This window comes from Psychrobacillus faecigallinarum (genome assembly GCF_014836595.1).
GTDB classification, from domain to species: domain Bacteria; phylum Bacillota; class Bacilli; order Bacillales_A; family Planococcaceae; genus Psychrobacillus; species Psychrobacillus faecigallinarum.
This window is the reverse complement of sequence record NZ_JACSQO010000010.1, coordinates 34,594-60,107: the sequence shown is the minus strand read 5'-3', so window position 1 is coordinate 60,107 and position 25,514 is coordinate 34,594. Positions and strand designations below refer to the sequence as shown.

Sequence of the window (25,514 nt, the reverse complement as noted above, 5' to 3'; positions counted from 1 at the left end):
AGATTGGGATGAAAAAATTATTGGCTGGAGTTTTATTATCTGTTAGTGCATTAACGCTTGCTGCATGTGGAGACGAGGATAGCGATAAATTAGTTGTTGGTGCATCCAACGTACCGCACGCAGAAATTTTAGAACAGGTAAAACCTATCTTAGAAGAACAAGGTATTGAGCTTCAAATTGAAACTTATCAAGACTATGTACTACCAAATAAAGACCTAGATTCTGGAGATCTAGATGCCAATTATTTTCAACATGCTCCATACTTAGAATCTCAAATGAAAGATTTCGATTATGATTTCGCAAATGCTGGCGGAATCCATATTGAGCCAATTGGTCTTTACTCTAAAAAATACGCTTCTATTGACGAACTTCCTGAGGGCGCAACTATTCTAATGAGTAACTCTGTAGCTGACCATGGACGCGTGTTAGCGATGCTAGAAGCAGAAGGTCTAATTACCCTGGCAGAGGGAATAGATAAAACAACTGCCGAAATTGGAGACATCGTAGATAATCCTAAAAACCTAGAATTTGATCCTAACTACGAAGCGGCCCTAATGGTTCAGTTATATGAAAATGAAGAGGGTGATGCATTATTGATCAACTCCAATTATGCAATCGACGCTGGCCTAAATCCATTAGAAGATGCAATCGCTATTGAAGACTCAGAATCTCCGTATGTTAACCTAATTGCTGTAAAAGCTGGTAACGAGGACGACAAGCGCATCAAAGCACTAGTAGAAGCATTACAATCAGAAGAAATTCAAGACTTTATATTGGAAGAATGGAAAGGTTCAGTTGTTCCAGTAAAATAATAAGATAAGGAGCAGGCACCTTGTGTGCTTGCTTTTTTTTGTGATTGAGCGGAGTCATTGTCCTTAACTGGTTGGGAAGTGTCTCCTAAAAAGGTGGAAACCGCTCCTAAACGGGAGAAACTGTCTCCTAAATCAAAGAAAAGTGCCCCTAACTAAGAGTGTCGCCCCTAAATTGTTGGAAATGTCTCCTAAGAAGGTGGAAACCGCTCCTAAACAGGAGAAAGTGTCTCCTAAATCAAAGAAAAGTGCCCCTAACTCAGAAACATCATCTACCAATCTAAAATTCCAAAATAAGGGTATCTTTATTCTATTCATTTTGCTAATCTGATAGGGAGGTGATGACTATTGATTATTAAAAAATATACTGAATCGCAACAACTGAAGGCAATGAAATTATTATTAAACAGGCTGCCTATGAAGCACCCGCTCTATTCCAAAATCGGTATGGAAATTCAAACAACGATGGCAGGAGATTATGGAGAGGAAATGGTTTATAGAGAATTAGAGAGGATGCATCTACCTTACAATTATTATTTGTTTCATAAAATAATGATTCGTACAGAAAAGTTATTTGAAATTGATTATATTTTATTAACTCCATTTGGTGCAATTGTGCTTGAAGTAAAAAATATTATAGGAGAGCTTGAATTTCAGGTCAATCCTTCTCAATTAGTACAAACTAAGGATAATGGAGAGATAAAAAAATATCCTTGTCCCGTTAACCAGTTAAATGAGTACATCTATTTACTATCTAATTTCTTCTCTCTGCATAACCTCTCGATTCCAGTATTCGGAGCAATTGTTTTTGCTTCTAAGAATAGCTATGTAAAAACCACCACAAATGAGACAACAATCCTTTATAAGAATGATATATATTCGTTCCTTCGAAAACTCCAAAATAAACCCTCAACTTTAACCAATTCTAAGCTCAGCCAGATAAAGAATCTGATTCTAAAATATAATTCTTCATATGATTTTTTCCCTTTAACTAAACATTACTATATAGAACCAAGTGATTTAATCCTGGGAGTCGCATGTGAAAAATGCGGACAAGTTGGGATGAATAAAGTGAAGAATTTCTGGTATTGTGCAGGCTGCCAGTATGTAGACAAATATGCTTTACAAAAATCACTACAACAATATTTTTTATTGTATGACGACTTCATTACAAACAAAACATGCAGAGAGTTTTTACAATTAAGAACTCGATATGAAGCAAATAGATTATTAAGGAAAGCAAACCTAATTAAAATAGGAAACAATAAATCTACAAAATATAAGTGGAAAACTTAATGTATAAATCAATTCCATAATTCTTGTTTATATGAAAAAATACAAACAATTTTTTTATCATTTCATTTCCTCTATAGGATGACACTTTCAGAGGAGTAGCGAAAAGACTTCATCGTCAGCCCTCTGCCACAATGTTTAATTGGTAAAGGTTTAATCATGAAATTAACTCGTATATAAAAACTTTTTAAAAATGATTCGTTTCACCCGTTTTTATTTTCGTCTATAATTCGCTTTTTAAAATGTACAAAATATTCTAGAGTGTTTCAGGTTAAATGGCATTCGCCCTCATGTGCATGAGATTAGGATTTGAAGTGGCAGACAAGTCAATAAATAACAGGATTACGTAAAGCAACAGGAAGAAACATATATATGTGACATATGTAGCAATTCCTTTTTTATCGTAGACAATTATCAGAATAAAAAGGATGTTTGAACTTAACATGAGGTGGTATGTAGTGTAGTATAGAAACCATAAAAATTGAAAGGAATGATTTATTATCAGTTCGGAAGAGTTGCCGTATACAGAACAAATGGACCACGCGTTTAGAGGAGTACATGGTTTCGGCTACGATGAATTACGAAATAGTCAAAGATTGAGAGCGAAAGTTGAAAAACGTCGTCAAGCCGATCACGAAAAAAGTATGCAGCTTGCTGCTAAGCTCGATGCTCGTGCTTTCCGAGGTTAATTTAAATATAAGACAAAAATCCATGCAGATTAATCTGTGTGGATTTTTTATTTCTAGGATAAAAGAGTGAAGGAAACGATATTTATTTTCTTCCTTTTTAAGTTAACACTATGCTGGTAGTGATATGCATTCTCAATTAGGTGCTTCTTATTGAAAATGGTAGCATCATAAAGTACTATAAATATCAACCTCTTTCTTCTATTAAAAATGTTATATATTATCAATGAGAAAGTGTTTCAAAAGATTTGCAAGGGACTTCAGTTTGGGTTAAGATTAGAATGATAATAAATTAGAATGGTTACACATTCATAGTTACTTAATGGAGGTTATTAAATGTCGACTTTAGTTATTAAGGATTTACACGTTGCTATCGACGGTAAAGAGATTTTAAAAGGTGTTAATTTGTCTCTTAACACAAATGAAATTCACGCTATCATGGGTCCAAACGGTACTGGTAAGTCTACTTTGGCTTCAGCTATCATGGGTCATCCTAAATATGAAGTTACTTCTGGTTCTGTAGAACTAGATGGTGAAGATGTATTGGAAATGGAAGTGGATGAGCGCGCACAAGCTGGTTTGTTCCTTGCAATGCAATATCCAAGTGAGATCACTGGAGTAACTAACGCAGACTTCTTACGTTCGGCAATCAACTCTCGCCGTGAAGAAGGTGATGAAATTTCACTTATGAAATTCATCCGCGAATTAGACAGCAAAATGGAATTCTTAGAAATGGACGTTGACATGGCGCAACGCTATTTAAATGAAGGATTCTCAGGTGGAGAGAAAAAACGTAACGAAATTCTTCAGTTAATGATGCTTAAACCTAAATTTGCTATTTTAGATGAAATTGACTCAGGTTTAGATATCGATGCACTTAAAGTTGTATCTAAAGGTATCAATGAAATGCGTGGAGAAGGATTTGGTAGCTTAATCATCACTCACTACCAACGCTTACTTAACTACATCACTCCAGACCATGTACATGTTATGATGCAAGGTCGCGTTGTTAAATCTGGTGGCCCTGAGCTAGCTCAAAAATTAGAAGCTCAAGGTTATGACTGGATTAAAGAAGAATTAGGAATCGAAGACGAGACAGTTGGACAAGAAGCATAAGAAAGGGGACGCATGACATGACGGTTGAAACGAAATTGGCATTAACCGAACAGGATATTCGCTCCTTTTCAGAAGGTCACCAAGAACCAAGCTGGATGACGGAACTTCGTCTTTCTGCTTTAGGTCAAGTGGAAACACTTCCAATGCCAACACCAGATAAAACAAAAATTACAAATTGGAATTTCACTGAATTTCCTGCTCATACTGTAGAAAGCACTACATTTTCTTCATTGGATGAACTTCCTGAAGAGGTGCAAGCACTTGTTCATGCAGACGAGCAAAAAAATATATATATTCAACATAACAACACACCAGCTTACTTATCAGTTACGGATAATTTAAAAGCTCAAGGTGTTATCATTACAGATATTTATACTGCAGCGCGTGAACATAGCGAGCTAGTACAAAAATATTTCATGACTGATGGAGTCAAAGTTAATGAACACAAATTAACTGCCCTTCATGCTGCATTATTAAACGGTGGGGTATTTGTATACGTACCGAAAAATGTAGTAATTGAAGAACCTGTTCAAGTAATTTACTTACATGATAACGAAACTGCTTCTTTATTCAATCACACACTGCTTGTGGCGGATGAAAACAGTTCAGTAACTTATGTGGAGAATTATTTGTCTACAGTTGAAAAATCGAACGGTCTAGCAAACATTATTTCAGAAGTAATTGTGAAGGATAATGCGAAAGTTACTTTTGGAACAGTGGACGTTCTTGCAGAAGGATTTACTACTTATGTTAACCGTCGTGGTATAACTAGTCGTGATGCTGTAATCGAATGGGCACTTGGAATGATGAATGACAGTGATACTATTTCTGAAAATGTCACTCACTTAGTTGGGGATAACTCAGAAGGTCATGTGAAAATGGTTGTTGTAGGTCGCGGAAATCAAAAACAAAACTTTACAACAAAAGTTATTCACTGGGGTAAACATACAGAAGGACAAATTCTTAAGCATGGTGTTATGAAAGATGCTGCTTCTTCTATTTTCAACGGTATCGGTAAAATCGAATTCGGTGCTACAAAAGCAAACGCTGAACAAGAATCTCGTGTTCTGATGTTAAGTGAAAAAGCTCGCGGAGATGCTAACCCGATTTTATTAATCGACGAGGACGATGTAACAGCAGGTCATGCAGCATCTGTTGGACGCGTTGATCCACTTCAGCTGTACTACTTGATGAGTCGTGGTATTTCTAAACAAAATGCAGAGCGTCTTGTAATTCATGGATTCCTTGCACCAGTAGTAAATGAACTACCAATCGAAGGCGTGAAGAAACAGCTGACGGAGGTAATTGAAAGGAAAGTTCGCTAATGCTCAATACAAAAGAGATTCGAAGCTATTTTCCAATTCTTAACCAAGAAGTTAATGGTCATCCACTTGTATATTTAGATAGCGGCGCTACTTCTCAGAAGCCAATTCAAGTAATTGAAGCTATTAAAAAGTACTACGAATTTGATAATTCAAACGTTCACCGTGGTGTTCATACACTTGGTAACCGTGCAACGGAAAGTTATGAAGGTGCACGCGAAAAGGTTCGTGAGTTTATCAATGCGAAATCTACTAAAGAAGTAATTTTCACTCGTGGAACAACAACTGGTATTAATACCGTTGCAAAAAGCTATGGCCTTGCAAACGTAAAAGAAGGCGATGAAATTGTAATCACGTATATGGAGCATCATTCCAATATTATTCCTTGGCAGCAATTAGCGAAGGAAACTGGAGCTACGCTTAAATATATTGACTTAGAAGAAGATGGTACACTATCTTTGGAAAAAGTCCGTGAAACAATTACAGAGAAAACTAAAATAGTATCTGTCGTGTACGTATCAAATGTATTAGGCACGATGAATCCTATTAAAGAAATTACAAAAATTGCACATGAACATGGAGCTGTTATGGTAGTGGATGGAGCACAGGCTGCTCCTCACTTAAAGCTCGATGTGCAAGATTTAGATTGTGATTTCCTAGCATTCTCTGGACACAAAATGTGTGGTCCAACCGGTATCGGGGTTCTTTACGGAAAAGAGGCACTACTTGATGCAATGGAGCCGATTGAGTTCGGTGGAGAAATGATCGATTTTGTTGGCTTGCAAGAATCAACATGGAAGGAGCTACCTTGGAAGTTTGAAGGTGGAACTCCAATCATTGCTGGAGCAATCGGTTTAGCTGCTGCAATTGATTTCCTAGAAGAAATCGGTTTATCAGAGATTGAAAAACATGAGCATGAGCTTGCGGCTTATGCCATGGACAAAATGTCAACAATTGAAGGCTTAACTATTTACGGACCACAAGATCCGTCGAAACGAGCTGGAATTGTAACATTTAATTTAGATGAAGTACATCCTCACGATGTCGCAACAGTCCTAGATATGAATGGTATTGCTATTCGTGCAGGACATCACTGTGCGCAGCCACTCATGAAGTGGTTAAAAGCTACTGCAACTGCTAGAGCAAGCTTCTACGTTTATAACTCTGAAGAAGATGTAGATCTTCTCGTTGCCGGCCTACGCACTGCTAAGGAGTATTTTGGAGATGTCTTCTAATTTAGACCAATTATATCGCCAGGTCATTATGGACCATTACAAAAATCCTCGCAATAAAGGTAGTATTGAGGATGGCGCGTTGACAATAGATATGAATAACCCGACCTGCGGAGATCGCATTCACTTGACTATTCAAGTGGAAGGCGGCGTTGTACAAGATGCAAAATTTGATGGAGAAGGATGTTCCATCTCTATGTCTTCTGCATCCATGATGACGCAAGCGATCAAAGGAAGAAATATAGATGAGGCGCTACAGCTTTCCCATATCTTTTCGGATATGATGCTTGGAAAAGAATATGACGACTCTATTGACCTTGGAGATATCGAGGCATTAAATGGCGTATCCAAATTCCCAGCACGTATCAAATGTGCAACTCTTGCATGGAAAGCAATGGAAAAAGGCGTTTCAGAGGAAAAGAAATAATAATAGAACGGAGGAAATACGATGGCAAAAAAAATGCCTGAAATTGGTGATTACAAATATGGCTTCCACGATAAAGACGTATCCATTTTCCGTTCAAAACGTGGTTTAACGAAAGAAATCGTTGAAGAAATTTCCCGTATGAAGAATGAACCACAATGGATGTTAGACTATCGCTTAAAAGCATTAGAAATTTTCTACTCTAAACCAATGCCACAATGGGGTGGAGATCTAGGTTCATTAAATTTCGATGAAATCACTTATTATGTAAAACCATCAGAACAAACAGAAAAATCATGGGATGAAGTACCTGAAGAAATTAAAGCTACTTTTGATAAATTAGGTATTCCTGAAGCAGAACAAAAATACCTTGCAGGTGTTTCTGCACAGTATGAATCTGAGGTTGTTTACCACAACATGAAGCAAGAACTTGAAGATATGGGAATTGTATTTAAAGATACAGACTCTGCACTTCGTGAAAATGAAGACATCTTCAAAAAACACTGGGGTACAGTAATCCCTTCTTCTGACAACAAATTCTCTGCTCTTAACTCAGCAGTTTGGTCAGGCGGATCATTTATCTATGTACCACCAGGTGTAAAAGTGGATACTCCACTTCAAGCATACTTCCGTATTAACTCAGAAAACATGGGGCAATTCGAACGTACGCTTATCATTGTAGATGAAGGCGCTTCTGTACATTATGTTGAAGGATGTACAGCTCCTGTTTACACAACTAACTCACTTCACAGTGCGGTAGTTGAAATCATCATCAAAAAAGACGCTTATTGCCGTTACACAACAATCCAAAACTGGGCAAACAACGTGTATAACTTAGTTACAAAACGTGCTGTTTGTGATGCTAACGCAACGATGGAATGGATTGATGGTAACATCGGTTCTAAGCTTACTATGAAATATCCAGCTGTTATCCTTAAAGGTGAGGGTGCACGTGGTATGACTCTTTCTATCGCTATCGCTGGTAAAGGTCAACACCAAGATGCTGGTGCTAAAATGATGCATTTAGCTCCAAATACTTCTTCTACGATTGTTTCGAAATCTATTTCTAAACAAGGTGGTAAAGTAACATACCGTGGTATCGTTCATTTTGGACGTAAAGCTACTGGAGCTCGTGCTAATATCGAATGTGATACATTAATCATGGATAATCAGTCTACTTCTGATACAATCCCATACAACGAAATCTTGAACGATAACATTTCTCTAGAGCATGAAGCGAAAGTTTCTAAAGTATCAGAGGAACAGTTATTCTACTTGATGAGTCGTGGACTAAGCGAAGAAGAAGCAACTGAAATGATCGTAATGGGCTTCATTGAGCCATTCACAAAAGAACTTCCAATGGAATATGCGGTAGAAATGAACCGTCTCATCAAGTTCGAGATGGAAGGATCTATCGGTTAATATTTTATTAACTTTGATTCAATAATAAATGTATAATGAAAATTAATCGAACCAATATTGGATCGATGTGAATTTTCCTAAAGTGTAGGAGGCGAACTTTTAAGTTCGTCTTCTTTTTTTTATTTAAAATGGGGAAAAATTATAGCTACCTTAAAGAGGTTAATTATATTTCATTAAATTGTATAATTATGGAATTAAATATATAATATATTTAGGCAAGTTAAATCTCTGTTAATTGGAACGACAGGAGGCGACTTGGACTCGTAAAAGTTGAATATAAAAGTGAGCAAACAAATTGACGTAATTACAAAGAGAGAATAAGAAATTACTAGAACACAGATTAAAAAAGATGAGGTGAAAAAAATTAATAAGCCAACTAATTTTAATGAAGAAACTTGTTTAGCACTTGCGATAAAACTTCTGATAAAAATAGGTGAGTTGAAAATGTATGAAGCTGTAATTCAAAGGTTTATCAGTGAAGGAAATTATGAAAATTTGTATAAGTTGCTATTAAGATGTCAGCATAAAGAACGTTATAAAAAACTATTAGAAAATCCATATTGGAGAATGCCAAAAAACTTTGATGCCAAAAAATGTTTGGCACAGACATTATCATATTTACTTGAAGTAGGGGAATTGGAGCACAATGAGACGGTAAATATTATTACAAATGAAAGTTATCCAGGTGTATATAAACTTTTAAACAGACAAATTCAAAGACGCATTTAGATATTTTCTAAGGTAGTTATTAATAGGAGGAAGAATAAAAGGTGGAGAACTACAGTAAAATTCTCAAAGAAATAACTCAATCATGGGTTTAGGAAGTTATCAAAATCTAAAGTAGACGAGAATTTAATATATGGTGATATACCGCAGGATTATAGAGATTTTTTAATGGAAGTAGGGTTTGGATCTGTAGCTGATGGATATTTTATGTTCTATGGTGGATTAATTGAAGCAGAAGAAATATATGATGTAGCCAATAATCCTGAAATAAAAAAGGTTTTATTATTCGGAGACAACTTTTCAGGTGATGCGATTGGATTTTTGCCTACGGAGAATTGGTCAATTGTTGAAATTTGGCACGAGGACTTAACAATTTTCCCAAGAGAAGAAAAGACCTTTTTAGAATTTGCAAGAAAGGTTTTCGCAAAGGAAATTTAAATTTTAGGAACAACCACTAAAAAAATATTTTGTCTATATAAAAGCTCCAGCAATGGCATGTAAATTACAACATCCGAGTAAGTGTCAAGAAATAGGTAACAGGGTAAAGATATTTAGCAACAGGAGGGGACTCAGGCAGTGAGAAGTAAGATTCTCGCAACACTTTGGGTCTTTTACGCAATGCTTTGGCTGGTTACTGCAACACTTGGGTGCTCTCACGCAACAGTTGTCTCGCTCTGCGCAACACTTCCCCTGATATCCGCAACACTTTGTTTTCTCGCAACGCTTTGGCCTGTTACTGCAACAATTTTTTCAAAACACTTCACCTGCTGCCCACAAAACTTATTTAATAATTGTTAGAAAAGTGGATGTTTGGTCTATTTTTTTGTCTGATTGGTTAGGGAAATGATATGATACTAAGTATTAATAAAGAGGTGGTTTGATGATTAAGATTGGTTTAACTGGTTGGGGGGATCACCCAGATTTATACGTTTCGTCGCCTAAGGAGAAACTGCAAGATTATAGTGCACATTTTCCAATTGTAGAGCTTGATGCGTCCTTTTATGCGATTCAACCACAACGGAATATAGAAAAATGGATCCGAGAGACACCTGATAATTTTCAATTTATCGTAAAGGCCTATCAAGGAATAACGGGTCATCTCAGAGGAGAAGACCCTTTTAAAACTTCAGAGGAAATGTTTGAGAGCTACCGACAGATGCTTCGTCCTCTGAAGGAGGCGGGGAAGCTGGCGGTGGTACTTGTTCAATTTCCGCCTTGGTTTCAGTGTGAGAAGGAAAATGTTCAATATATGAGGAGAATACGGGAAGAGCTAAAGGATTTTGAGGTGGTAATCGAGTTTCGCCATCAATCCTGGTATCTTCCAGAATATAAGGAGTCGACTATCCAATTTTTGAAGGAAAATAATTTTCATCATAGCGTTTGTGATGAGCCGCAAAATGGGGAAGGGAGTATACCTGTAGTTCCGATTGCAACTTCTGATAAAGTATTGGTTCGTCTTCACGGCAGAAACTTTTACGGATGGAAGAATCCTGGGAACAATGAAAAGTGGAGAGAGGTCCGCTATTTATATGATTATAATGAACAGGAGCTCCAATATATTCAACAGATATGTCAAACTCTATCAAAGCAGGCTTCGGAGGTGCTTGTGTTATTTAATAACAATTCAGGCGGTCATGCGGCTAAAAATGCTAAATCCTTTCAACACATGTTAGATATTGAATTTGACGGACTTGCTCCAAAGCAACTAAATCTTTTCGAAGGAGAATTTTAAATGGAGTGGTTTTTATTAGTGCTTAGCGGTCTTTTTTCCGGGGTGATAGGTGCCTTGGTAGGGCTAGGAGGCGGCGTTATTTTAGTGCCCGCAGTACTTTTTCTTGGTACTACGCTTGATTTGATACCAAATATTACACCACAAAGTGTGGTGGGTCTTTCGGTTGTCATGATGATCTTTATTGGCCTGTCTTCTACTCTATCCTATATGAAGTCTAAAACAGTAGATTTTAGAAGTGGATTTATATTTTTTATTGGCAGTATTCCGGGTACTATTTTAGGTGCTTGGGTTAATAAAGGATTAGACCTCCCATCATTTAACCTATACTTTGGTATATTACTCGTTGTCCTATCTATTCTATTGCTTGTTCGTAAGTATTTGAAGCCAGTTCAATGGTTTGTTAATCACGGTAAGCAGCGGACGTTTGAGGATGGAGAAAATACATATGTATATGGTTTTCCGATTTGGTTTGCCGTTTCCTTAACGTTTGTAATTGGCTTTGCCTCAGGGTTATTTGGAATCGGTGGAGGATCGATGATTGTACCTGCTATGATTTTGTTATTTCTTTTTCCTCCACATGTTGCAGTGGGTACTTCCATGTTTATGGTGTTTTTATCGTCTATTGTCAATTCGGCAACCCATATATCATTAGGAAATGTTCCATGGCTATATACCATACCCGTTATCCCTGCTGCATATATTGGTGCTAAGATCGGTGCAAAGCTGAACAAAAAGTTGAACTCGGAAACACTAGTAACTGCCTTACGGATAGTGTTACTGTTACTTGGAATCCGCTCCATTATTGATGGGCTATTTTAAAAGAAAATTATAAAATGGTTAAAACATATGAAAGAGGTGGAGAGGGTGAAAGAGACGATTTATATTTATCATACAAATGACTTGCACAGTCATTTGGAAAATTGGCCTTCAATCCATCACTTTCTTTCAAATAAAAGAAAGATGCATGAAAAGAAGGATTCCTATCTTATTTTAGATATCGGGGATCACGTGGATCGCTCCAATATTTATACAGAAGGAACTCTGGGGAAGGGCAATGTAAAGCTTTTAAACGAGGCAAAGTATGACTATGTGACAATTGGTAATAACGAAGGGATAACGCTTAGTCATGAGGAATTAGACTCTTTATATACAGAAGCAAATTTTGAAGTAATTGTTTCAAATTTTACTAACTTGGATGGAGAGATTCCTAATTGGGTAAAGCCTTACAAAATTCATCAAACCCCCTCTGGCATTAAAATTGGAATTGTTGCTGCCACTGCAGATTATGGCGTTTACTATGAAAAACTTGGTTGGCATGTACAGGACCCTATACCACGATTAAAAAATGTGTGTAAGGAAATTTCCTCACAAGTAGATATTCTAATATGTATGTCACATTTGGGAAAATCACAGGATGAAATTCTGATTGAACAAATACCCTCATTGGATCTTATTTTAGGCGCTCACACCCATCATTTGTTCGAGGAGGGGAAATGGTTAGGGAACACTTTGCAGGCTGCTACAGGCAAATTTGGTATGTATATTGGACGTGTAATATTAGAGTTTGATCATATTAGCAAGAAGATTGTTTCTAAAGAGGCTAAGGTATATCCGACCGACGAGCTACCCGTACCTGAATATGCAAGCCAACTCCAAATGCGTTGGGAGTATGAAGGAAAAGTCCAGCTTTCTCATACTGTATTTAATAATCCAGTAAAGCTTGAAAAAGAATGGTTTCATGAATCTGAGCTCGCTAAATTTTTTGGGAAAGGGTTGCTCGAATATACAGGTGCTGATTGTGCAATGTTCCCAGCGGGTATATTTTTAAAAGATTTACCGGAGGGACCTGTAACTGCAGGAGACTTACATCAATGTCTTCCTCATCCTATTAATCCTTGTATCATTACATTAAGTGGAGCAGATTTACTAGAGATCATTGAGCAATCAAAAAATGATAAATGGCCTCACCTCGAGGTAAAAGGATTAGGCTTTCGTGGTAAATTCTTAGGTAATGTATTATTTGAACAAATAGTTGAAAGAGAAGATGGTGTTATCTTAATACAGGGAAGTCCGTTAATTATTCAGGACACCTACCGGCTGGCAACTTTGGATATGTTCACATTTGGATATTTCTTTCCTTCCTTTAAAACAGCAAAAAAACAATATATTATGCCAGAAACAATTCGAGACGTTGTGAAATGGTACGGAATAAAGGAAGAGCATAAGTGCAGGGCATAAAAGACCTTCTTGTTACATAAAAGTAATGAGGAGGTTTTTTCGTTGTTTTATCGAAAAAAGAAGAAACGTTTTATATTTTTTAGCACTCAACGTAAATTAGCTATCTTTTTGACATGCTTTCTATTGTCGGTAGCTTGGGTGTTTTATTACATAAATGCCCAACTGACTCCAACTTATTTAGATTATGCAGAAGTACAAACTAATAAGATTGCCTCTATGGTAATTAGTAAAGCGATTAATTCACGTACGGCAAATGTATTAGACGTAAACGATATTATTGAAGAAGTTCCTTCAGATAGTAAAAATATGGTGACGACTAAGTTTAATACGGAGATTATCAACCGAGTACTTTCTGATACAAATAGTTTAGTGCAATCTCATTTGGAGCAGGCAGAAAAAGGTAATCTTTCTAGCCTTCCCTACTTGGATGATATTGAATATGATAAGCATACGATGGAAGATCAAGGTGGGGTAGTATTCTTTGTGCCGATGGGGCAGGCTACAAATATACCTCTAATCGGAAACTTAGGGCCGAAAATTCCAATTCGTTTCCATGTAATAGGTAATGTTCAGTCCAATGTAGTGCCTACCATAACAGAGTTTGGAATAAATAATGCTTATGTAGAAATTAGTATTCATATTAAAGTAAATGTACAAATCATTGTACCGCTGGCAAGTAAGATGAGTGTAGTTGAACAAAATATCCCTGTTGCAATGGGCTTAGTACAGGGTCAGGTGCCTCATATTTACACCGGAGGAGATGGGTCTGCTGCTCCATCAGTAGAGGTGCCAATACCATTGCCGAAAGATTAAAAAAAAGGCGTTTTTTATAAAACCCTGTTAGAATAGAAAGAAATGAATAATGAATAGGTAGAGGCTGCGAGGCTTAAGAGTAATTTACAGGAGGTTGACACCGTTGATCGTAGATGAAAGGAAGCTTTGCCGAAGCTAAGTATTGATAGTCATAAGATATTTAGTTGGGGTTATTTTGAACAAAAATAACACTGTCATTTATACGCCAGTATAGATGGGGAGCTACAAATGAAGTAAGTATTTAGCTTATATTTCATAATCAAGCCAACCTATATATATTTATAGGTTGGCTTTTCGATTTTTAAGGAGGAACAGTTTTGGAAAATACTATTTTTTCGTTAGTGCCACCGTTATTGGCAATTATTATGGTTTTAGTGACTAAAAGGGTTTTACTTTCATTGGGAGCGGGGATTCTTTCCGCCGCATTACTTGTGGAGAATTTTAACCCAGTACAATCTTTTCTTTTGTTATGGGACTCATTTAAAGTTTCCTTTTGGGATGGTGGGTTAAACGTATATAACATATATATTTTAGCTTTTATATTATTATTAGGAGTAGTAACAGCTTTCGTTAGTCTTTCCGGTGGTAGCACAGCATTTGCTGCTTGGGCTATCAAAAGAATCAAAACAAAAAGAGGATCTAAACTTTTAACTGCTTTTTTGGGGATTATCATTTTTGTGGATGATTATTTTAATGCATTAGCAGTTGGGCAAATCGCAAGACCTATTACAGACTCTCATAAAGTTTCTCGTGCAAAGCTTGCTTATTTTATCGATTCCACCTCTGCACCAGTTTGTGTAGTGTCTCCAGTCTCTAGTTGGGGAGCTTTCCTAATCAGTCAGCTTGGTGTAATTTTTGCTACACATGCGGTGACTGATTATACACCGCTGGAGGCATTTGTGTTAATGGCACCGATGAACTTCTATGTAATTGCAACATTAGCATTGGTCTTTTTCACAGCTTGGACTGACTTTGATTTGTTTGAGATGAAAAAGCATGAAAGACGAGCGATGGATACAGGCGTACTTTTTGACCCGGAGAAAACAAATCCTGGAGATTTAGAGGGTGATTTCCCGGAAAATAATTATGGTAAGGTGATTGATTTATTACTTCCTATTATTTCTTTAGTGGTTGTCACTTTAGGAAGTATGTTTTGGACGGGTTATAGCCTTTCAGGAAAAGTTTTAGACATCTTTATAATCTTTGAACATACAGATGTACCTCTTTCGTTATTTATAGGGGGACTGACAGCTAGTATAATCGCAATGATTTTATATATGCGTCAATTTAAAACGAACCCAGAGGCAAACATGACTTACGTGTGGAAAGCCATATGCACAGGTGTTAAATCTATGCTTCCAGCTATTTTGATATTAGTGTTTGCTTGGTCGTTGTCTTATTTAATCACAGCTTTAGAAACTGGAGCATTTTTAGCTACTTTAGTTACGGAAAACAATGTACCAGTAGGTGTGATACCTGTATTAATGTTTGTGTTAACAGCATTTATGGCTTTTGCAACTGGATCATCTTGGGGTTCTTTTGGTATCTTACTTCCTATTGGAGCGAGTATCATCATGGCGATTGAGCCTCAATTATTGCTTCCAGTCTTAGCTGCTGTTTTAGCAGGAGCAGTTTTTGGAGACCATTGCTCACCAATCTCCGATACGACTATTATGTCTGCCACAGGAGCAGGTGTTAATGTAATTGACCACGTAATGACTCAGCTGCCCTATGCTATTATTAGCGCAATTATTGCAGCAGTAGGTTACTTGGTACTAGGCTTAACAAGCTCTGTCTTGATAGGGTTAATAACAGTTATAATTATAATTGTTTTGTTGTTTGCCTTTTGGTCGATTAGAAGCAAAAGAGTGGTTCAATAGTTCTGCCCGTTGATTTTAGAAGGTTGTTTGAATTCTAATAATATGGTACATTGACATCAGTAAAGTCAGATTAATGGGAATGGGGTATGGAATCGTGACAGCGTGTAAACCACCAAAAGAACAGCATGAACGCAAGCCTGACTGGCTAAAAATAAAGTTAAATACCAATGAGGATTATAAAGGCTTAAAAAAATTAATGCGTGAAAATAATTTAAATACAGTTTGTGAAGAAGCAAGATGTCCAAACATTCATGAATGCTGGGGATCGCGACGTACTGCGACATTCATGATTTTAGGAGCTGTGTGTACAAGAGCTTGTCGTTTTTGTGCTGTAAAGACAGGTCTTCCTAACGAGTTAGACTTAGCAGAACCAGAGCGAGTAGCAGATTCAGTTGTCATTATGAATCTAAAACACGTAGTTGTAACAGCGGTAGCCCGTGATGATTTAAAGGATGGTGGTTCGGAGGTCTTTGCAGAGACAATTCGAGCAATTCGTCGAAAAAATCCTTTTACAACTATTGAAGTATTGCCTTCAGATATGGGTGGTATTGAGCAAAACATTCGTAATATAATGGATGCTAAGCCGGATATTCTAAATCATAATATTGAAACAGTACGACGTTTAACTCCAAGAGTTAGAGCGCGTGCTCAATATGACCGATCTTTAGAGTTATTAAAACGTGCTAAGGAAATGCAACCGACTATTCCTACGAAGTCTTCGTTAATGCTAGGTCTAGGGGAAACATTTGAAGAAATTATAGAGGTTATGGATGATTTACGTGCTCACGATGTAGATATCATGACTATTGGCCAATACTTACAACCAACAAAAAAACATCTTAAAGTACAAAAATATTATTCACCAGCTGAGTTTGGAGAATTACGTAAAATTGCCATGAGCAAGGGCTTCTCTCATTGTGAGGCAGGACCACTAGTTAGAAGTAGTTATCATGCGGATGAACAGGTAAATGCAGCAGCGAAGCAACGACAACTGCAAGGTGAGGAATTACTAGCTATTCAAAATAGCTAATGGATGGTGAGCGAATGATTATTGCTGAAGGTTTCACTTATGAAGTGATTGAGGATTTTCGAGAGGCTTTTAAAGAAGAAGCATTTATAGAGCGTTATAGTGAGATTTTAACGAAGTATGATTATATAATGGGCGACTGGGGCTACGGTCAGCTTCGTCTAAAGGGCTTTTTCGAGGATCGAAATCATAAAGCAACATTTGATACGAAAATTAGCACTATGAAGGATTACTTATACGAGTATTGTAACTTTGGGTGTGCTTACTTTATTGTTAAAAAAACAGGGGTAGCACCAAAAACGGTCCCACTCGAACTAGTAAAAGATAAGAAAGAAAACCTTGAGCAAGATCAATTATGATCTGCTCAAGGTTTTTCTTTTTATAAAAATCTATACAATATTCCACTTTAGCTCAGTAATTCTCTTAGATAATCTCTTAGCTCCGTTGCTTCAGCTTCAGATCTATTAAAAACATGCTCTAAGTAGCCAGGTTCTTCCACATCATCCGACCCAATAATAGCTGATCGATTGTATTGAATGTCCATCACAAGTACCTTACCGAAAAATCGAGAACTCTGGACAATTGCTAAATCATATCGCTGGCTTTCTCCAGTAAATCCAACGAATCTTGTTTTTGTATCTTCGACGTCATCATACAAGAAAAATCGTTCCACCCTTGACACTCCTTCCTTACCTATGAATTATGGTACTATAGAATAGAACTATATATCAACTGACCAAGAATTAGGAGGCTGTACAATGTATTTTGTGGACCGTAAAAGTATTGCAATGACATTGAAGCATATGAGAGAATTGCTTGACTTAATAGATAGTAAAAAAGATTGGAATGAAAATAATATAACGAAACTTGCATTAGAGCGAGTGGGACAAAATATGATTGAGTCCATTATAGATGTAGGTAACTCAATGATTGATGGCTTCATCATGAGGGATCCAGGTGGCTATGATGACATAATTGATATTTTGACTGATGAAAAAGTAATTACAGCTGAGATGGATGCGCCTTTAAAAGCTGTTATTGAAATGAGAAAAGAGCTTGTGAGACATTTCTTTTCCGTAGACCATAAGCAATTAGAAAGTGTTCTAGTGAAAAATCTCCCTTATTTACAACAGTTTCCAGAAAGAGTAGAAAATTATTTAATTAATGAGCTTGGGCCAGTTTCAGCATTTTTACCGGAAGACTCCGATGTCCGCCTATAAAGGATACTTTTTAGATTTAGATGGAACTGTATATAAGGGACTAACACCAATTCAGGAATCTGTAGATTTTGTACATTATTTGCAAAACAATGGGATTGAACCTTTTTTCGTTACTAACAACTCTTCTATGACTCAAAAGCAGCTACAAGCGAAGCTAGCGAAGATGGACATACATACTACTGAGGAGCAAATTATCTCTTCATCGATTGCAGCTGCTAATTACATTGCCGAGCATTATCCTGCAAAAAGCGTTTTTATGATTGGAGAGAAGGGCTTGGAGGATGCTTTATGTTCTGTAGGAATTGAGCCAACGGATGACTTAGCAGAGGTGGTTGTCATGGGAATAGACCATAAAGTCAATTACGAAAAGCTCGCACAAGCTTGTTTGTCAATTAGGGCTGGAGCGGCGTTTATCTCTACAAATAGCGACCACGCTTTCCCAAGTGAAAGAGGCTATCTTCCAGGGAATGGAGCGTTCACCAAATTAGTAGAGCATTCTACAGGTGTTGAACCTATTTTTACTGGAAAGCCGCAACCGTTTATGCTTGAGTTTATTCAAAAAAAGTATGGGTTTAAAAAAGAAGAGATGGTGATGATTGGAGACAATTATCAAACAGACATATTAACCGGCATTCACATGGGAATTGATACTGCTCACGTCAATACTGGAGTTAATAGAACGGAAGAAGTTCAAATGTTCCTTCAAAAACCGACTCATTTTTTAGAAACTTTACATGACTGGATAAAATAAAACACCATTCATTGTTTGGAAGAACAATATAATAACTGTATTAAATAAGGTATTCCTGTTGAGCTTAGAACAGAGAATACCTTATTTCTTTTTCTCACTCATAAATGGAGTAATGCTATTTATGGAATGAATGTATGAAATTGATTTAATAGATTAAAATATATAAAAGGTATCGAGAGAATATCTTCTCGATACCTTTTAAAATAATGGATTTTCTTCAATGTATTTATATATTTTGGCTACAAGATCTTCGGAAGATTCACCCTCTACCACATCACCGTTCACTATGGCGAAAAGTGTTTCGGAACATAGGGAACAATAGCTAAGACAGCCATATTCTAACACATCTAAATCAGGATCCTGTTCTAATATATCAAAAGCTTCTTGTGAACCATTTGCAAGGTTGCTTATACAAAATTCAACCATTGGATTCATAGCTGTCACCTCACTACATCGTCATGCTACTCTATTTTTTTATAAAGGTCAATTGTGAAGTTTTATTGTGAAATGTGTCACAATCATTTATAATTTGAGGAGACATTGAAACAAAAGGGAGAATATTTATGCGAAAATTAGTATTGTTAGGTGGAGGATATGGGAATATGCGCGTATTACTACGCCTATTACCAAATAATTTGCCAGATGATGTAGAACTCACATTAATAGATCGTACACCATTTCATAGTTTAAAAACAGAATTTTACGCGTTGGCAGCAGGCACATCATCTGATCATGAAATTAGAGTGGCTTTTCCAGAGAGTGACAAGTTAAAAATTACTTATGGAGAAATTGAGAAAATTGATGTAGAAAACAAACAAGTAATTCTACAAGATGAAAAAATAATTCCATACGATGATTTAGTAATTGGACTTGGCTGCGAAGATAAGTATCATAATGTTCCAGGAGCGGATGAATTTACTTATAGCATTCAAACAATTGGGCGCTCTAGAGACACATACAATAAGATTGGTGGATTACCAGCAGGTTCTGTTGTAGGAATCGTGGGGGCAGGTCTAAGTGGAATCGAGCTTGCGAGTGAGCTTCGTGAAAGTAGACCAGATTTAAAAATTAAATTATTTGACCGTAGCCCTCGAGTATTAAGAGACTTTCCAGAACGCTTAAGTAATTTTGTACAAAAATGGTTTGATACAAATGATGTAGACGTGATAAGCAATTCGAATATCACAAAAGTGGAACCAAACAAATTATATAATCATGATGAAATAATTCCGGTAGATGTTGTAGTTTGGACAGCCGGTATTCAGCCAGCTGCTCCTGTTCGTGCTTTACCTGGAGAGAAGGACAAAACTGGTCGCATCATCCTTACTCAATATCATGATCTACCAAGTTACGATAATGTCTTTGTAGTTGGTGATTGTGCATCCTTGCCGTTTGCTCCAAGTGCACAGCTAGCAGAGGAACAGGCAGAGCAGATTGTGAAAGTACTGCAAGCACGCTGGAAGGGTCAGCCACTACCAGAAAAAATGCCAGATATTAAGCTTAAAGGCTTTATGGGATCTCTAGGTAAAAAGCAAGGCTTTGCTTATTTGGCAGATATCTCTGTTACTGGACGTATTGCAAGATTGATGAAATCAGGTTTACTTTGGATGTATAAACGCCATAACGGATAAATTAAAAAAGCTTGGAAACGTGGAGTTAAACGCGTTCCCAAGCTTTTTATTTTTTTATAAAATGCTTTCTCTGGGAAAAAGCATTTTACTTAATAAGCTTATTTGAGTACTTTTTGAAATGATACTTAACGTTATTCTGCTATATAACCGTACTTTTCGAGGGCAGAGAATACAGGCTTTAACTGAATATAACCTTCCCCTATAACTTCCTCGTTTATCATTATTAATGGGTAGAAAAACTCATCATTTGCAATTTGATTGGCAATTGACAGTTGTTTTTCGTCTTCTATTGGCTTTTCTATATCAATATATAAAAATGTTATTTGATGTCCAGGAAATTTTCTGGTAATTGCAGCTTCTAACCATTCATACGTGTCCTTAGAAGAAGGAGCATTCACACAGCTTGCACATACTATATCGGCACCGTAAATTTCAACAGTGAGTTTTTCTTGTGCCATAAAATACTTGTCCCCTTTAACTTATATATTATTTTACCCATCTATATTATAAAGGGGATACGGAAATACTGTCAAAAAGCGAATATCCTTTAAATGATAGAGTTTTAATATGATAGCTTTAGTCATGATTGTTTCATGCACTAACGGTTGTTGATTTAGTTAGTCTGAAAGTCCAGGAATGCAAATCAACTAAAAGGTGGTAATACGAAGAAAGCCTCTACGTCGAATTTTTATGATACAATACTAATCAAATAGAATAATTTCCTTCGGGGTCGGGTGAAATTCCCAATCGACGGTGTTGAGATTATATCTCTAAGCCCGTGAGCCGCTTTTAGTGTGCAGGATTTGGTGCGAGTCCAAAGCCGACAGTTATAGTCTGGATGGGAGAAGGAGTAAGCAAAACATTTTAAAATTGCAATTTTAAAATGTATTTTTTGCTATGCACTTTCATCCCATCACAACCGTGTTGGGAATTTTTTTATTTTACAACAATTTTATATTATTCCTTCGGGGTCGGGTGAAATTCCCAATCGACGGTGTTGAGATTGTATCTCTAAGCCCGTGAGCCACTTTTAGTGTGCAGGATTTGGTGCAAGTCCAAAGCCGACAGTTATAGTCTGGATGGGAGAAGGAAGCAACGCAAGTAGACTTTTGAAAATACATATTCACTAGTCTTATTTGACGAAGCCAAATTTACCTCTCATCGAAACTCCGACAAAAAATGTTCGGGGTTTTTTATTTTGAGAAAGAGGTGAGGAAGATGTTTACAGGGATTATTGAGGAGCTAGGGGCTGTTCAGCAGATGAATATGTCTACTCAATCGATGGAAATTTCCATTGGAGCTAGCAAAATTTTAGAAGATGTACAGCTTGGCGATAGCATTGCTGTAAATGGTGTGTGTCTAACTGTTAAAAAGTTTACGAATGATCTGTTTGTGGCAGATGTGATGCCTGAAACGGTTAAATCGACAAGCTTACAGCAACTTAAAAAAGGTTCAACAGTGAATTTAGAAAGAGCAATGTCTGCAAATGGCAGATTCGGCGGTCATATTGTTTCTGGACATGTCGATGGTGTTGCAACGATTCTTCGAAAGAGACCAGCTTCCAATGCAGTATATATCGACTTAGCAATGCCAAAAGAATTGCTTTTTAACTGTTTAATGAAGGGCTCAATCACCATTGATGGTACAAGCCTGACGATTTTTAATGTAACAGATTCTATAATTACTGTTTCTTTAATACCACATACATTCAAGGAAACTGTGCTTGGCTTAAAACAGACTGGAGAAATTGTCAATATTGAAACGGATTTAATTGGCAAGTATGTAGCAAAGCATCTAGCCAATCAAAATACAGGAAAAGTGACTGTTGATTTCTTACAAAAAGCCGGATTCTAAAGGAGTGGAATGAAATGAATACTATAGACGAAGCAATCGTTGCATTAAAGCAAGGTGAAATCATCATTGTAGTCGATGATGTAAATCGAGAAAATGAAGGTGATTTTGTCGTAATAGGTGAGTATGCAACACCTGAAAACATTAATTTTATGGCAGTGCATGGTCGTGGCTTAATATGCACACCCATTTCAAATGAAATTGCAGAAAGATTGTCATTAGACCCAATGGTAAATAAGAACACGGATTCACATCAAACAGCCTTTACCATTAGTATTGATCATAAATCAACAACAACAGGCATTAGTGCATTTGAACGATCTTATACAATTCTTGCACTATTAAATAATCAAGCTGTAGCAACAGATTTCAACCGTCCAGGACATGTATTCCCTCTTATCGCAAAAAAAGGGGGAGTTATAGAGCGTCGTGGTCATACAGAAGCAGGTGTAGAACTAGCTAAATTATGTGGTTCAAAAGAAGTCGCTGTTATTTGTGAGATTATGAACGAGGACGGTACAATGGCACGCATACCACAACTTGAAAAAATTGCAGAAAAATTTCAAATGAAGTTTATTACGATAGAAGATTTAGTGAAATACACAGAAGCGAATTATAAAGCTTACGTAAAAGGAGAATGAGCATGGGACAAATTTTTGAGGCACAGCTAGTCGGTACAGATTTAAAAATAGGAATTGTAGTAGGAAGATTTAATGAGTTTATTAATGACAAATTATTAAGCGGTGCACTAGACGGTTTAAAACGTCACGGAGTTGAGGAAGGAAATATTGATATCGCTTGGGTGCCAGGAGCATTTGAAGTACCATTTATCGCAAAGAAAATGGCAAATACGAAAAACTACGATGCAATAATCGGCTTAGGTACTGTAATACGTGGATCTACTACGCACTATGACTATGTATGTAATGAAGCAGCAAAAGGCATTGCAAAAGCAGGCCTAGATACGGGTATACCTGTTATTTTTGGTATAGTGACAACGGAAAATATTGAACAAGCAATTGAACGTGCAGGAACAAAAGCTGGAAACAAAGGCTATGACAGTGCGGTTTCTGCAATTGAAATGGCGAATTTAAATCGTTTATTTTAAGAAAAGAGAATCGATACACATGACATTGAATATAATATAATTGGTTGGCTGTGAATACTGGCAAAGTGCTATTTATGAAATTAACCGACAAATTTTTTTAGCAATTCTTATTGAGAATTACCTATTCTCACTTTTCCAATAGTATATTTAAAGCACCTCTGAAACATGTACTGGTTTATTTGTACATGTACAGAGATGCTTACGTTTTCAGTGAATTAGCCTAAGTTATTTACTAGATTGAGGGAAACTTGTAAATTGTATAGACGCCATCCTTAAGAGGAGCTGCTGTTAAACAGCTATAAGACTACGAACGGTAAGTTGTCCAAGATATCTGCCGGGATTTGCAGAATATCCTATTACTGTTGGGGAAGTAACAGTAGCATTGATGACAATACGACCTGTATTTCCTAATAAACCAACTGCTAAAAGAGCATCTCCAGATGCAATTGCTACGTCCTGAGAGCTACCAGAGTTAGCATCGGTAAATAAAGGAATAGTTGCTATAACAATTCCTAAAAGATTTACTACCTCTAAAGTTGCAGTTACTGAGACAGTCTCGTTACCTGCATACGCATAAAACGCGCTAAGTGGCAAAGCAAGTCCTAGAATTGGTAAAGTTCCAATGTCGAAAATGCTTTGGAATGTAACCGTTTGGTTGGATGCTGTATTCGGTGACCAGATATAAGCGCTGCTGCCATCAATTAAAGGAGACAACATAGCTGGTGCGGTTGGTACTGCTGGTGTTGGAAGAGTACCTGGTAAAGCAGCTGTATCAGCAATGACTTGAGTATTTGCTGGAGTTGTAAATGCTTGTAAGGTTAAAACCATAAAAAAACACCTCCTCGAAGTTTATTTGCCAACAAATGGCATACTGTAACATATGAACTTTTAGTAGAGGAAGCTAGTCTAATAGACTAGAATTGAAAATAAATTTATTTTGGAAAGATATATTGGGGAATAAAAGCCTGAAGTAACACGATTCTAGCTATTTATTATTAATATTAAGTAAATAGTCTATATACAAATCATCGTAAAAATGATTTGTATTTAAGAATAAAACAGGGTAAATAATTATTTTATGAATCTTAGGGAACACTCTTATCACGGTGTGTTTTGTGGGGAGTAAACACTTCCATTTAACCAACAATTATTCTATAATGATTATAGCGAAAGGAGTCGACATATATGACTGATACAATTAACGAACAAGTACAAGAAGTTTTAGATAAATTGCGTCCATTCTTACTACGTGACGGCGGAGACTGCGAGCTTGTTGACGTTGAAGATGGTATTGTAAAATTACGCCTTTTAGGAGCATGCGGGAGCTGCCCAAGTTCTACTATCACGTTAAAAGCTGGTATTGAACGCGCTTTATTAGAGGAAGTACCTGGAATAGTAGAAGTAGAACAAGTATTTTAATACCAACACATATAAAAAAGAAGCCTGAATGAGGCTTCTTTTTTTCACCCTCGCATTTCCTGCCAACGCTCTTTTGCCATTTCAATTAGCTTGGGTTCTATAGAGGTACTTTGTTTTTCGATTACTTTGGAAAAATAACGCGTTGCTAATTCTCGGTCACCTATTCTTCTAGAAAGCTCTGCTATCATATATATAATTCGTGTCTCGGACATTTGAGTTCCATTGTAATCTTCGCTAGAATAGGAGTCTGAGTAACGATCTCTGGCTATTTCTAGAAATCTATTTTCATCTTCTTTGTTTTCCATCATGCGGTAGAGCCAAGCAGTACGAAGTGCTAAGCCAGCAATAGAGACAAATTTTTCTTTTTTTAACGTTCCACACAGTATACCTAATTTATATGTAGTGATCCCGTCTTGTGTCGATCGGACGTCGCCATAGGAACGTGGTGTCCAATTAGTCGATATTTTCTCTTTAACGATTTCTTTAAGTCCAGGTGCAAAATACTTGGTGAAGTCATCGGTAAAAGAAAAGCCACAATGCTCACAGACAAATACATTATATAATAACGGGTTGATATCTTTATTTTGATATATTGGTTGAAAGTCTGTTTCATGAGATTCGACTTTTATAAATTTTGAACGTATCTTGGTTGATTTAAATTTGTTTTTACAGTGTAAGCATTCGATATCTTTTTGGTAATATGGAGGTATTTCCATTTTATCTTCTCCTTATTCTCGTTCTTGGTTTTATTATACTGTAAAAATATTTCGAAAGCGAGGTAACTTAAGTAGTTTTCCTTGTATAGATTGTGATT

General features: G+C 36.7%; 28 protein-coding genes, 1 pseudogene and 3 riboswitches. Of the genes and pseudogenes, 24 read left to right on the top strand and 5 right to left on the bottom strand.

Going from position 1 to position 25,514, the window contains the following annotated elements:
- The first annotated feature begins 8 nt into the window (after positions 1-8).
- From H9650_RS16730 to H9650_RS16650, 17 genes are all read left to right on the top strand, one after another.
- A complete protein-coding gene (locus H9650_RS16730) occupies positions 9-812 on the top strand; it encodes a MetQ/NlpA family ABC transporter substrate-binding protein (RefSeq protein ID WP_151113304.1) in 804 nt (267 codons plus the stop codon).
- A 345-nt stretch (positions 813-1,157) separates the two neighbouring features.
- Positions 1,158-2,105, top strand: a complete 948-nt coding sequence (locus tag H9650_RS16725; RefSeq protein WP_144538653.1) for a nuclease-related domain-containing protein — start codon at positions 1,158-1,160, stop codon at positions 2,103-2,105.
- Between the two features lie 512 nt (positions 2,106-2,617).
- Positions 2,618-2,791, top strand: a complete 174-nt coding sequence (locus H9650_RS16720; RefSeq protein ID WP_154310199.1) for a hypothetical protein — start codon at positions 2,618-2,620, stop codon at positions 2,789-2,791.
- 333 nt (positions 2,792-3,124) lie between these two features.
- Positions 3,125-3,904 (top strand): Fe-S cluster assembly ATPase SufC, encoded by a 780-nt coding sequence (gene sufC, locus H9650_RS16715; protein ID WP_144538652.1) that lies wholly within the window; start codon positions 3,125-3,127, stop codon positions 3,902-3,904.
- 17 nt (positions 3,905-3,921) lie between these two features.
- A complete protein-coding gene (gene sufD / locus H9650_RS16710; protein ID WP_154310200.1) occupies positions 3,922-5,229 on the top strand; it encodes a Fe-S cluster assembly protein SufD in 1,308 nt (435 codons plus the stop codon).
- Positions 5,229-6,461: a cysteine desulfurase gene (locus H9650_RS16705; protein ID WP_144538650.1), complete on the top strand. Its 1,233-nt coding sequence runs from the start codon at positions 5,229-5,231 to the stop codon at positions 6,459-6,461. The genes sufD and H9650_RS16705 overlap by 1 nt, the downstream gene beginning before the upstream one ends.
- Positions 6,451-6,885, top strand: coding sequence for a Fe-S cluster assembly sulfur transfer protein SufU (gene sufU / locus H9650_RS16700; RefSeq protein ID WP_144538649.1), 435 nt, complete (start codon positions 6,451-6,453; stop codon positions 6,883-6,885). Before H9650_RS16705 ends, sufU begins: the two co-directional genes overlap by 11 nt.
- Positions 6,886-6,906: 21 nt before the next feature.
- Positions 6,907-8,304, top strand: a complete 1,398-nt coding sequence (gene sufB, locus H9650_RS16695; protein WP_144538648.1) for a Fe-S cluster assembly protein SufB — start codon at positions 6,907-6,909, stop codon at positions 8,302-8,304.
- Positions 8,305-8,658: 354 nt separating this feature from the next.
- Positions 8,659-9,033 carry a hypothetical protein gene (locus H9650_RS16690; RefSeq protein ID WP_191697682.1) on the top strand — a complete coding sequence of 125 codons (375 nt, stop codon included), beginning with the start codon at positions 8,659-8,661 and terminating at the stop codon, positions 9,031-9,033.
- 165 nt (positions 9,034-9,198) lie between these two features.
- Positions 9,199-9,468 (top strand): hypothetical protein, encoded by a 270-nt coding sequence (locus H9650_RS16685; RefSeq protein ID WP_225216136.1) that lies wholly within the window; start codon positions 9,199-9,201, stop codon positions 9,466-9,468.
- 442 nt (positions 9,469-9,910) lie between these two features.
- The gene (locus tag H9650_RS16680) at positions 9,911-10,762 is read left to right on the top strand and encodes a DUF72 domain-containing protein (RefSeq protein ID WP_191697680.1); all 852 of its coding nucleotides are present in this window, start codon (positions 9,911-9,913) and stop codon (positions 10,760-10,762) included.
- Positions 10,763-11,581, top strand: coding sequence for a sulfite exporter TauE/SafE family protein (locus tag H9650_RS16675; RefSeq protein ID WP_151113314.1), 819 nt, complete (start codon positions 10,763-10,765; stop codon positions 11,579-11,581). It begins immediately after the preceding gene.
- 45 nt (positions 11,582-11,626) lie between these two features.
- Positions 11,627-13,000, top strand: a complete 1,374-nt coding sequence (locus H9650_RS16670) for a bifunctional metallophosphatase/5'-nucleotidase (RefSeq protein WP_191697679.1) — start codon at positions 11,627-11,629, stop codon at positions 12,998-13,000.
- 42 nt (positions 13,001-13,042) lie between these two features.
- On the top strand, positions 13,043-13,813 hold the full coding sequence (gene yunB, locus H9650_RS16665; protein WP_191697678.1) for a sporulation protein YunB: 771 nt from the start codon (positions 13,043-13,045) through the stop codon (positions 13,811-13,813).
- A gap of 50 nt (positions 13,814-13,863) precedes the next feature.
- A riboswitch (Lysine riboswitch) is annotated at positions 13,864-14,046 on the top strand.
- 84 nt (positions 14,047-14,130) lie between these two features.
- Positions 14,131-15,693 carry a Na+/H+ antiporter NhaC family protein gene (locus tag H9650_RS16660; RefSeq protein ID WP_154310210.1) on the top strand — a complete coding sequence of 521 codons (1,563 nt, stop codon included), beginning with the start codon at positions 14,131-14,133 and terminating at the stop codon, positions 15,691-15,693.
- Between the two features lie 94 nt (positions 15,694-15,787).
- On the top strand, positions 15,788-16,723 hold the full coding sequence (gene lipA / locus H9650_RS16655; protein ID WP_144538641.1) for a lipoyl synthase: 936 nt from the start codon (positions 15,788-15,790) through the stop codon (positions 16,721-16,723).
- A gap of 14 nt (positions 16,724-16,737) precedes the next feature.
- Positions 16,738-17,079: a YutD family protein gene (locus H9650_RS16650; protein ID WP_144538640.1), complete on the top strand. Its 342-nt coding sequence runs from the start codon at positions 16,738-16,740 to the stop codon at positions 17,077-17,079.
- A gap of 47 nt (positions 17,080-17,126) precedes the next feature.
- On the opposite strand, the gene H9650_RS16645 is transcribed toward H9650_RS16650, so the two are convergent.
- A complete protein-coding gene (locus H9650_RS16645; protein WP_144538639.1) occupies positions 17,127-17,393 on the bottom strand; it encodes a DUF3055 domain-containing protein in 267 nt (88 codons plus the stop codon).
- 85 nt (positions 17,394-17,478) lie between these two features.
- Between H9650_RS16645 and H9650_RS16640 the strand changes: the two genes are divergently transcribed.
- On the top strand, positions 17,479-17,940 hold the full coding sequence (locus tag H9650_RS16640; RefSeq protein ID WP_191697677.1) for a DUF86 domain-containing protein: 462 nt from the start codon (positions 17,479-17,481) through the stop codon (positions 17,938-17,940).
- On the top strand, positions 17,927-18,691 hold the full coding sequence (locus H9650_RS16635) for a TIGR01457 family HAD-type hydrolase (RefSeq protein WP_154310212.1): 765 nt from the start codon (positions 17,927-17,929) through the stop codon (positions 18,689-18,691). Before H9650_RS16640 ends, H9650_RS16635 begins: the two co-directional genes overlap by 14 nt.
- Before the next feature lie 198 nt (positions 18,692-18,889).
- Here H9650_RS16635 and H9650_RS16630 read toward each other — a convergent pair whose 3' ends face one another.
- On the bottom strand, positions 18,890-19,126 hold the full coding sequence (locus tag H9650_RS16630) for a YuzB family protein (RefSeq protein ID WP_144538636.1): 237 nt from the start codon (positions 19,124-19,126) through the stop codon (positions 18,890-18,892).
- Positions 19,127-19,254: 128 nt separating this feature from the next.
- Between H9650_RS16630 and H9650_RS16625 the strand changes: the two genes are divergently transcribed.
- The gene (locus tag H9650_RS16625) at positions 19,255-20,322 is read left to right on the top strand and encodes an NAD(P)/FAD-dependent oxidoreductase (protein WP_144538635.1); all 1,068 of its coding nucleotides are present in this window, start codon (positions 19,255-19,257) and stop codon (positions 20,320-20,322) included.
- A 131-nt stretch (positions 20,323-20,453) separates the two neighbouring features.
- Here H9650_RS16625 and H9650_RS16620 read toward each other — a convergent pair whose 3' ends face one another.
- Positions 20,454-20,780: a YuzD family protein gene (locus H9650_RS16620; RefSeq protein WP_144538634.1), complete on the bottom strand. Its 327-nt coding sequence runs from the start codon at positions 20,778-20,780 to the stop codon at positions 20,454-20,456.
- 258 nt (positions 20,781-21,038) lie between these two features.
- Positions 21,039-21,176: riboswitch (FMN riboswitch) on the top strand.
- A 103-nt stretch (positions 21,177-21,279) separates the two neighbouring features.
- Positions 21,280-21,417: riboswitch (FMN riboswitch) on the top strand.
- 123 nt (positions 21,418-21,540) lie between these two features.
- Between H9650_RS16620 and ribE the strand changes: the two genes are divergently transcribed.
- The 3 genes and pseudogenes from ribE (at position 21,541) to ribH (ending at position 23,281) form a co-directional block, all read left to right on the top strand.
- Positions 21,541-22,176 (top strand): riboflavin synthase, encoded by a 636-nt coding sequence (gene ribE, locus H9650_RS16615; protein WP_191697675.1) that lies wholly within the window; start codon positions 21,541-21,543, stop codon positions 22,174-22,176.
- 14 nt (positions 22,177-22,190) lie between these two features.
- Positions 22,191-22,775 (top strand): annotated as a pseudogene (gene ribB / locus H9650_RS16610) (3,4-dihydroxy-2-butanone-4-phosphate synthase); the annotation flags it as partial.
- 41 nt (positions 22,776-22,816) lie between these two features.
- Complete coding sequence (gene ribH, locus H9650_RS16605) at positions 22,817-23,281, top strand: 6,7-dimethyl-8-ribityllumazine synthase (RefSeq protein ID WP_154310218.1); 465 nt, start codon at positions 22,817-22,819, stop codon at positions 23,279-23,281.
- A 288-nt stretch (positions 23,282-23,569) separates the two neighbouring features.
- Here ribH and H9650_RS16600 read toward each other — a convergent pair whose 3' ends face one another.
- Positions 23,570-24,109, bottom strand: coding sequence for a hypothetical protein (locus tag H9650_RS16600; RefSeq protein WP_144538630.1), 540 nt, complete (start codon positions 24,107-24,109; stop codon positions 23,570-23,572).
- Between the two features lie 357 nt (positions 24,110-24,466).
- On the opposite strand from H9650_RS16600, the gene H9650_RS16595 reads away from it, so the two are divergent.
- A complete protein-coding gene (locus H9650_RS16595) occupies positions 24,467-24,700 on the top strand; it encodes a NifU family protein (protein WP_144538629.1) in 234 nt (77 codons plus the stop codon).
- Positions 24,701-24,744: 44 nt separating this feature from the next.
- On the opposite strand, the gene H9650_RS16590 is transcribed toward H9650_RS16595, so the two are convergent.
- The gene (locus H9650_RS16590; protein WP_191697673.1) at positions 24,745-25,416 is read right to left on the bottom strand and encodes a DUF2225 domain-containing protein; all 672 of its coding nucleotides are present in this window, start codon (positions 25,414-25,416) and stop codon (positions 24,745-24,747) included.
- Positions 25,417-25,514: the final 98 nt, after the last annotated feature.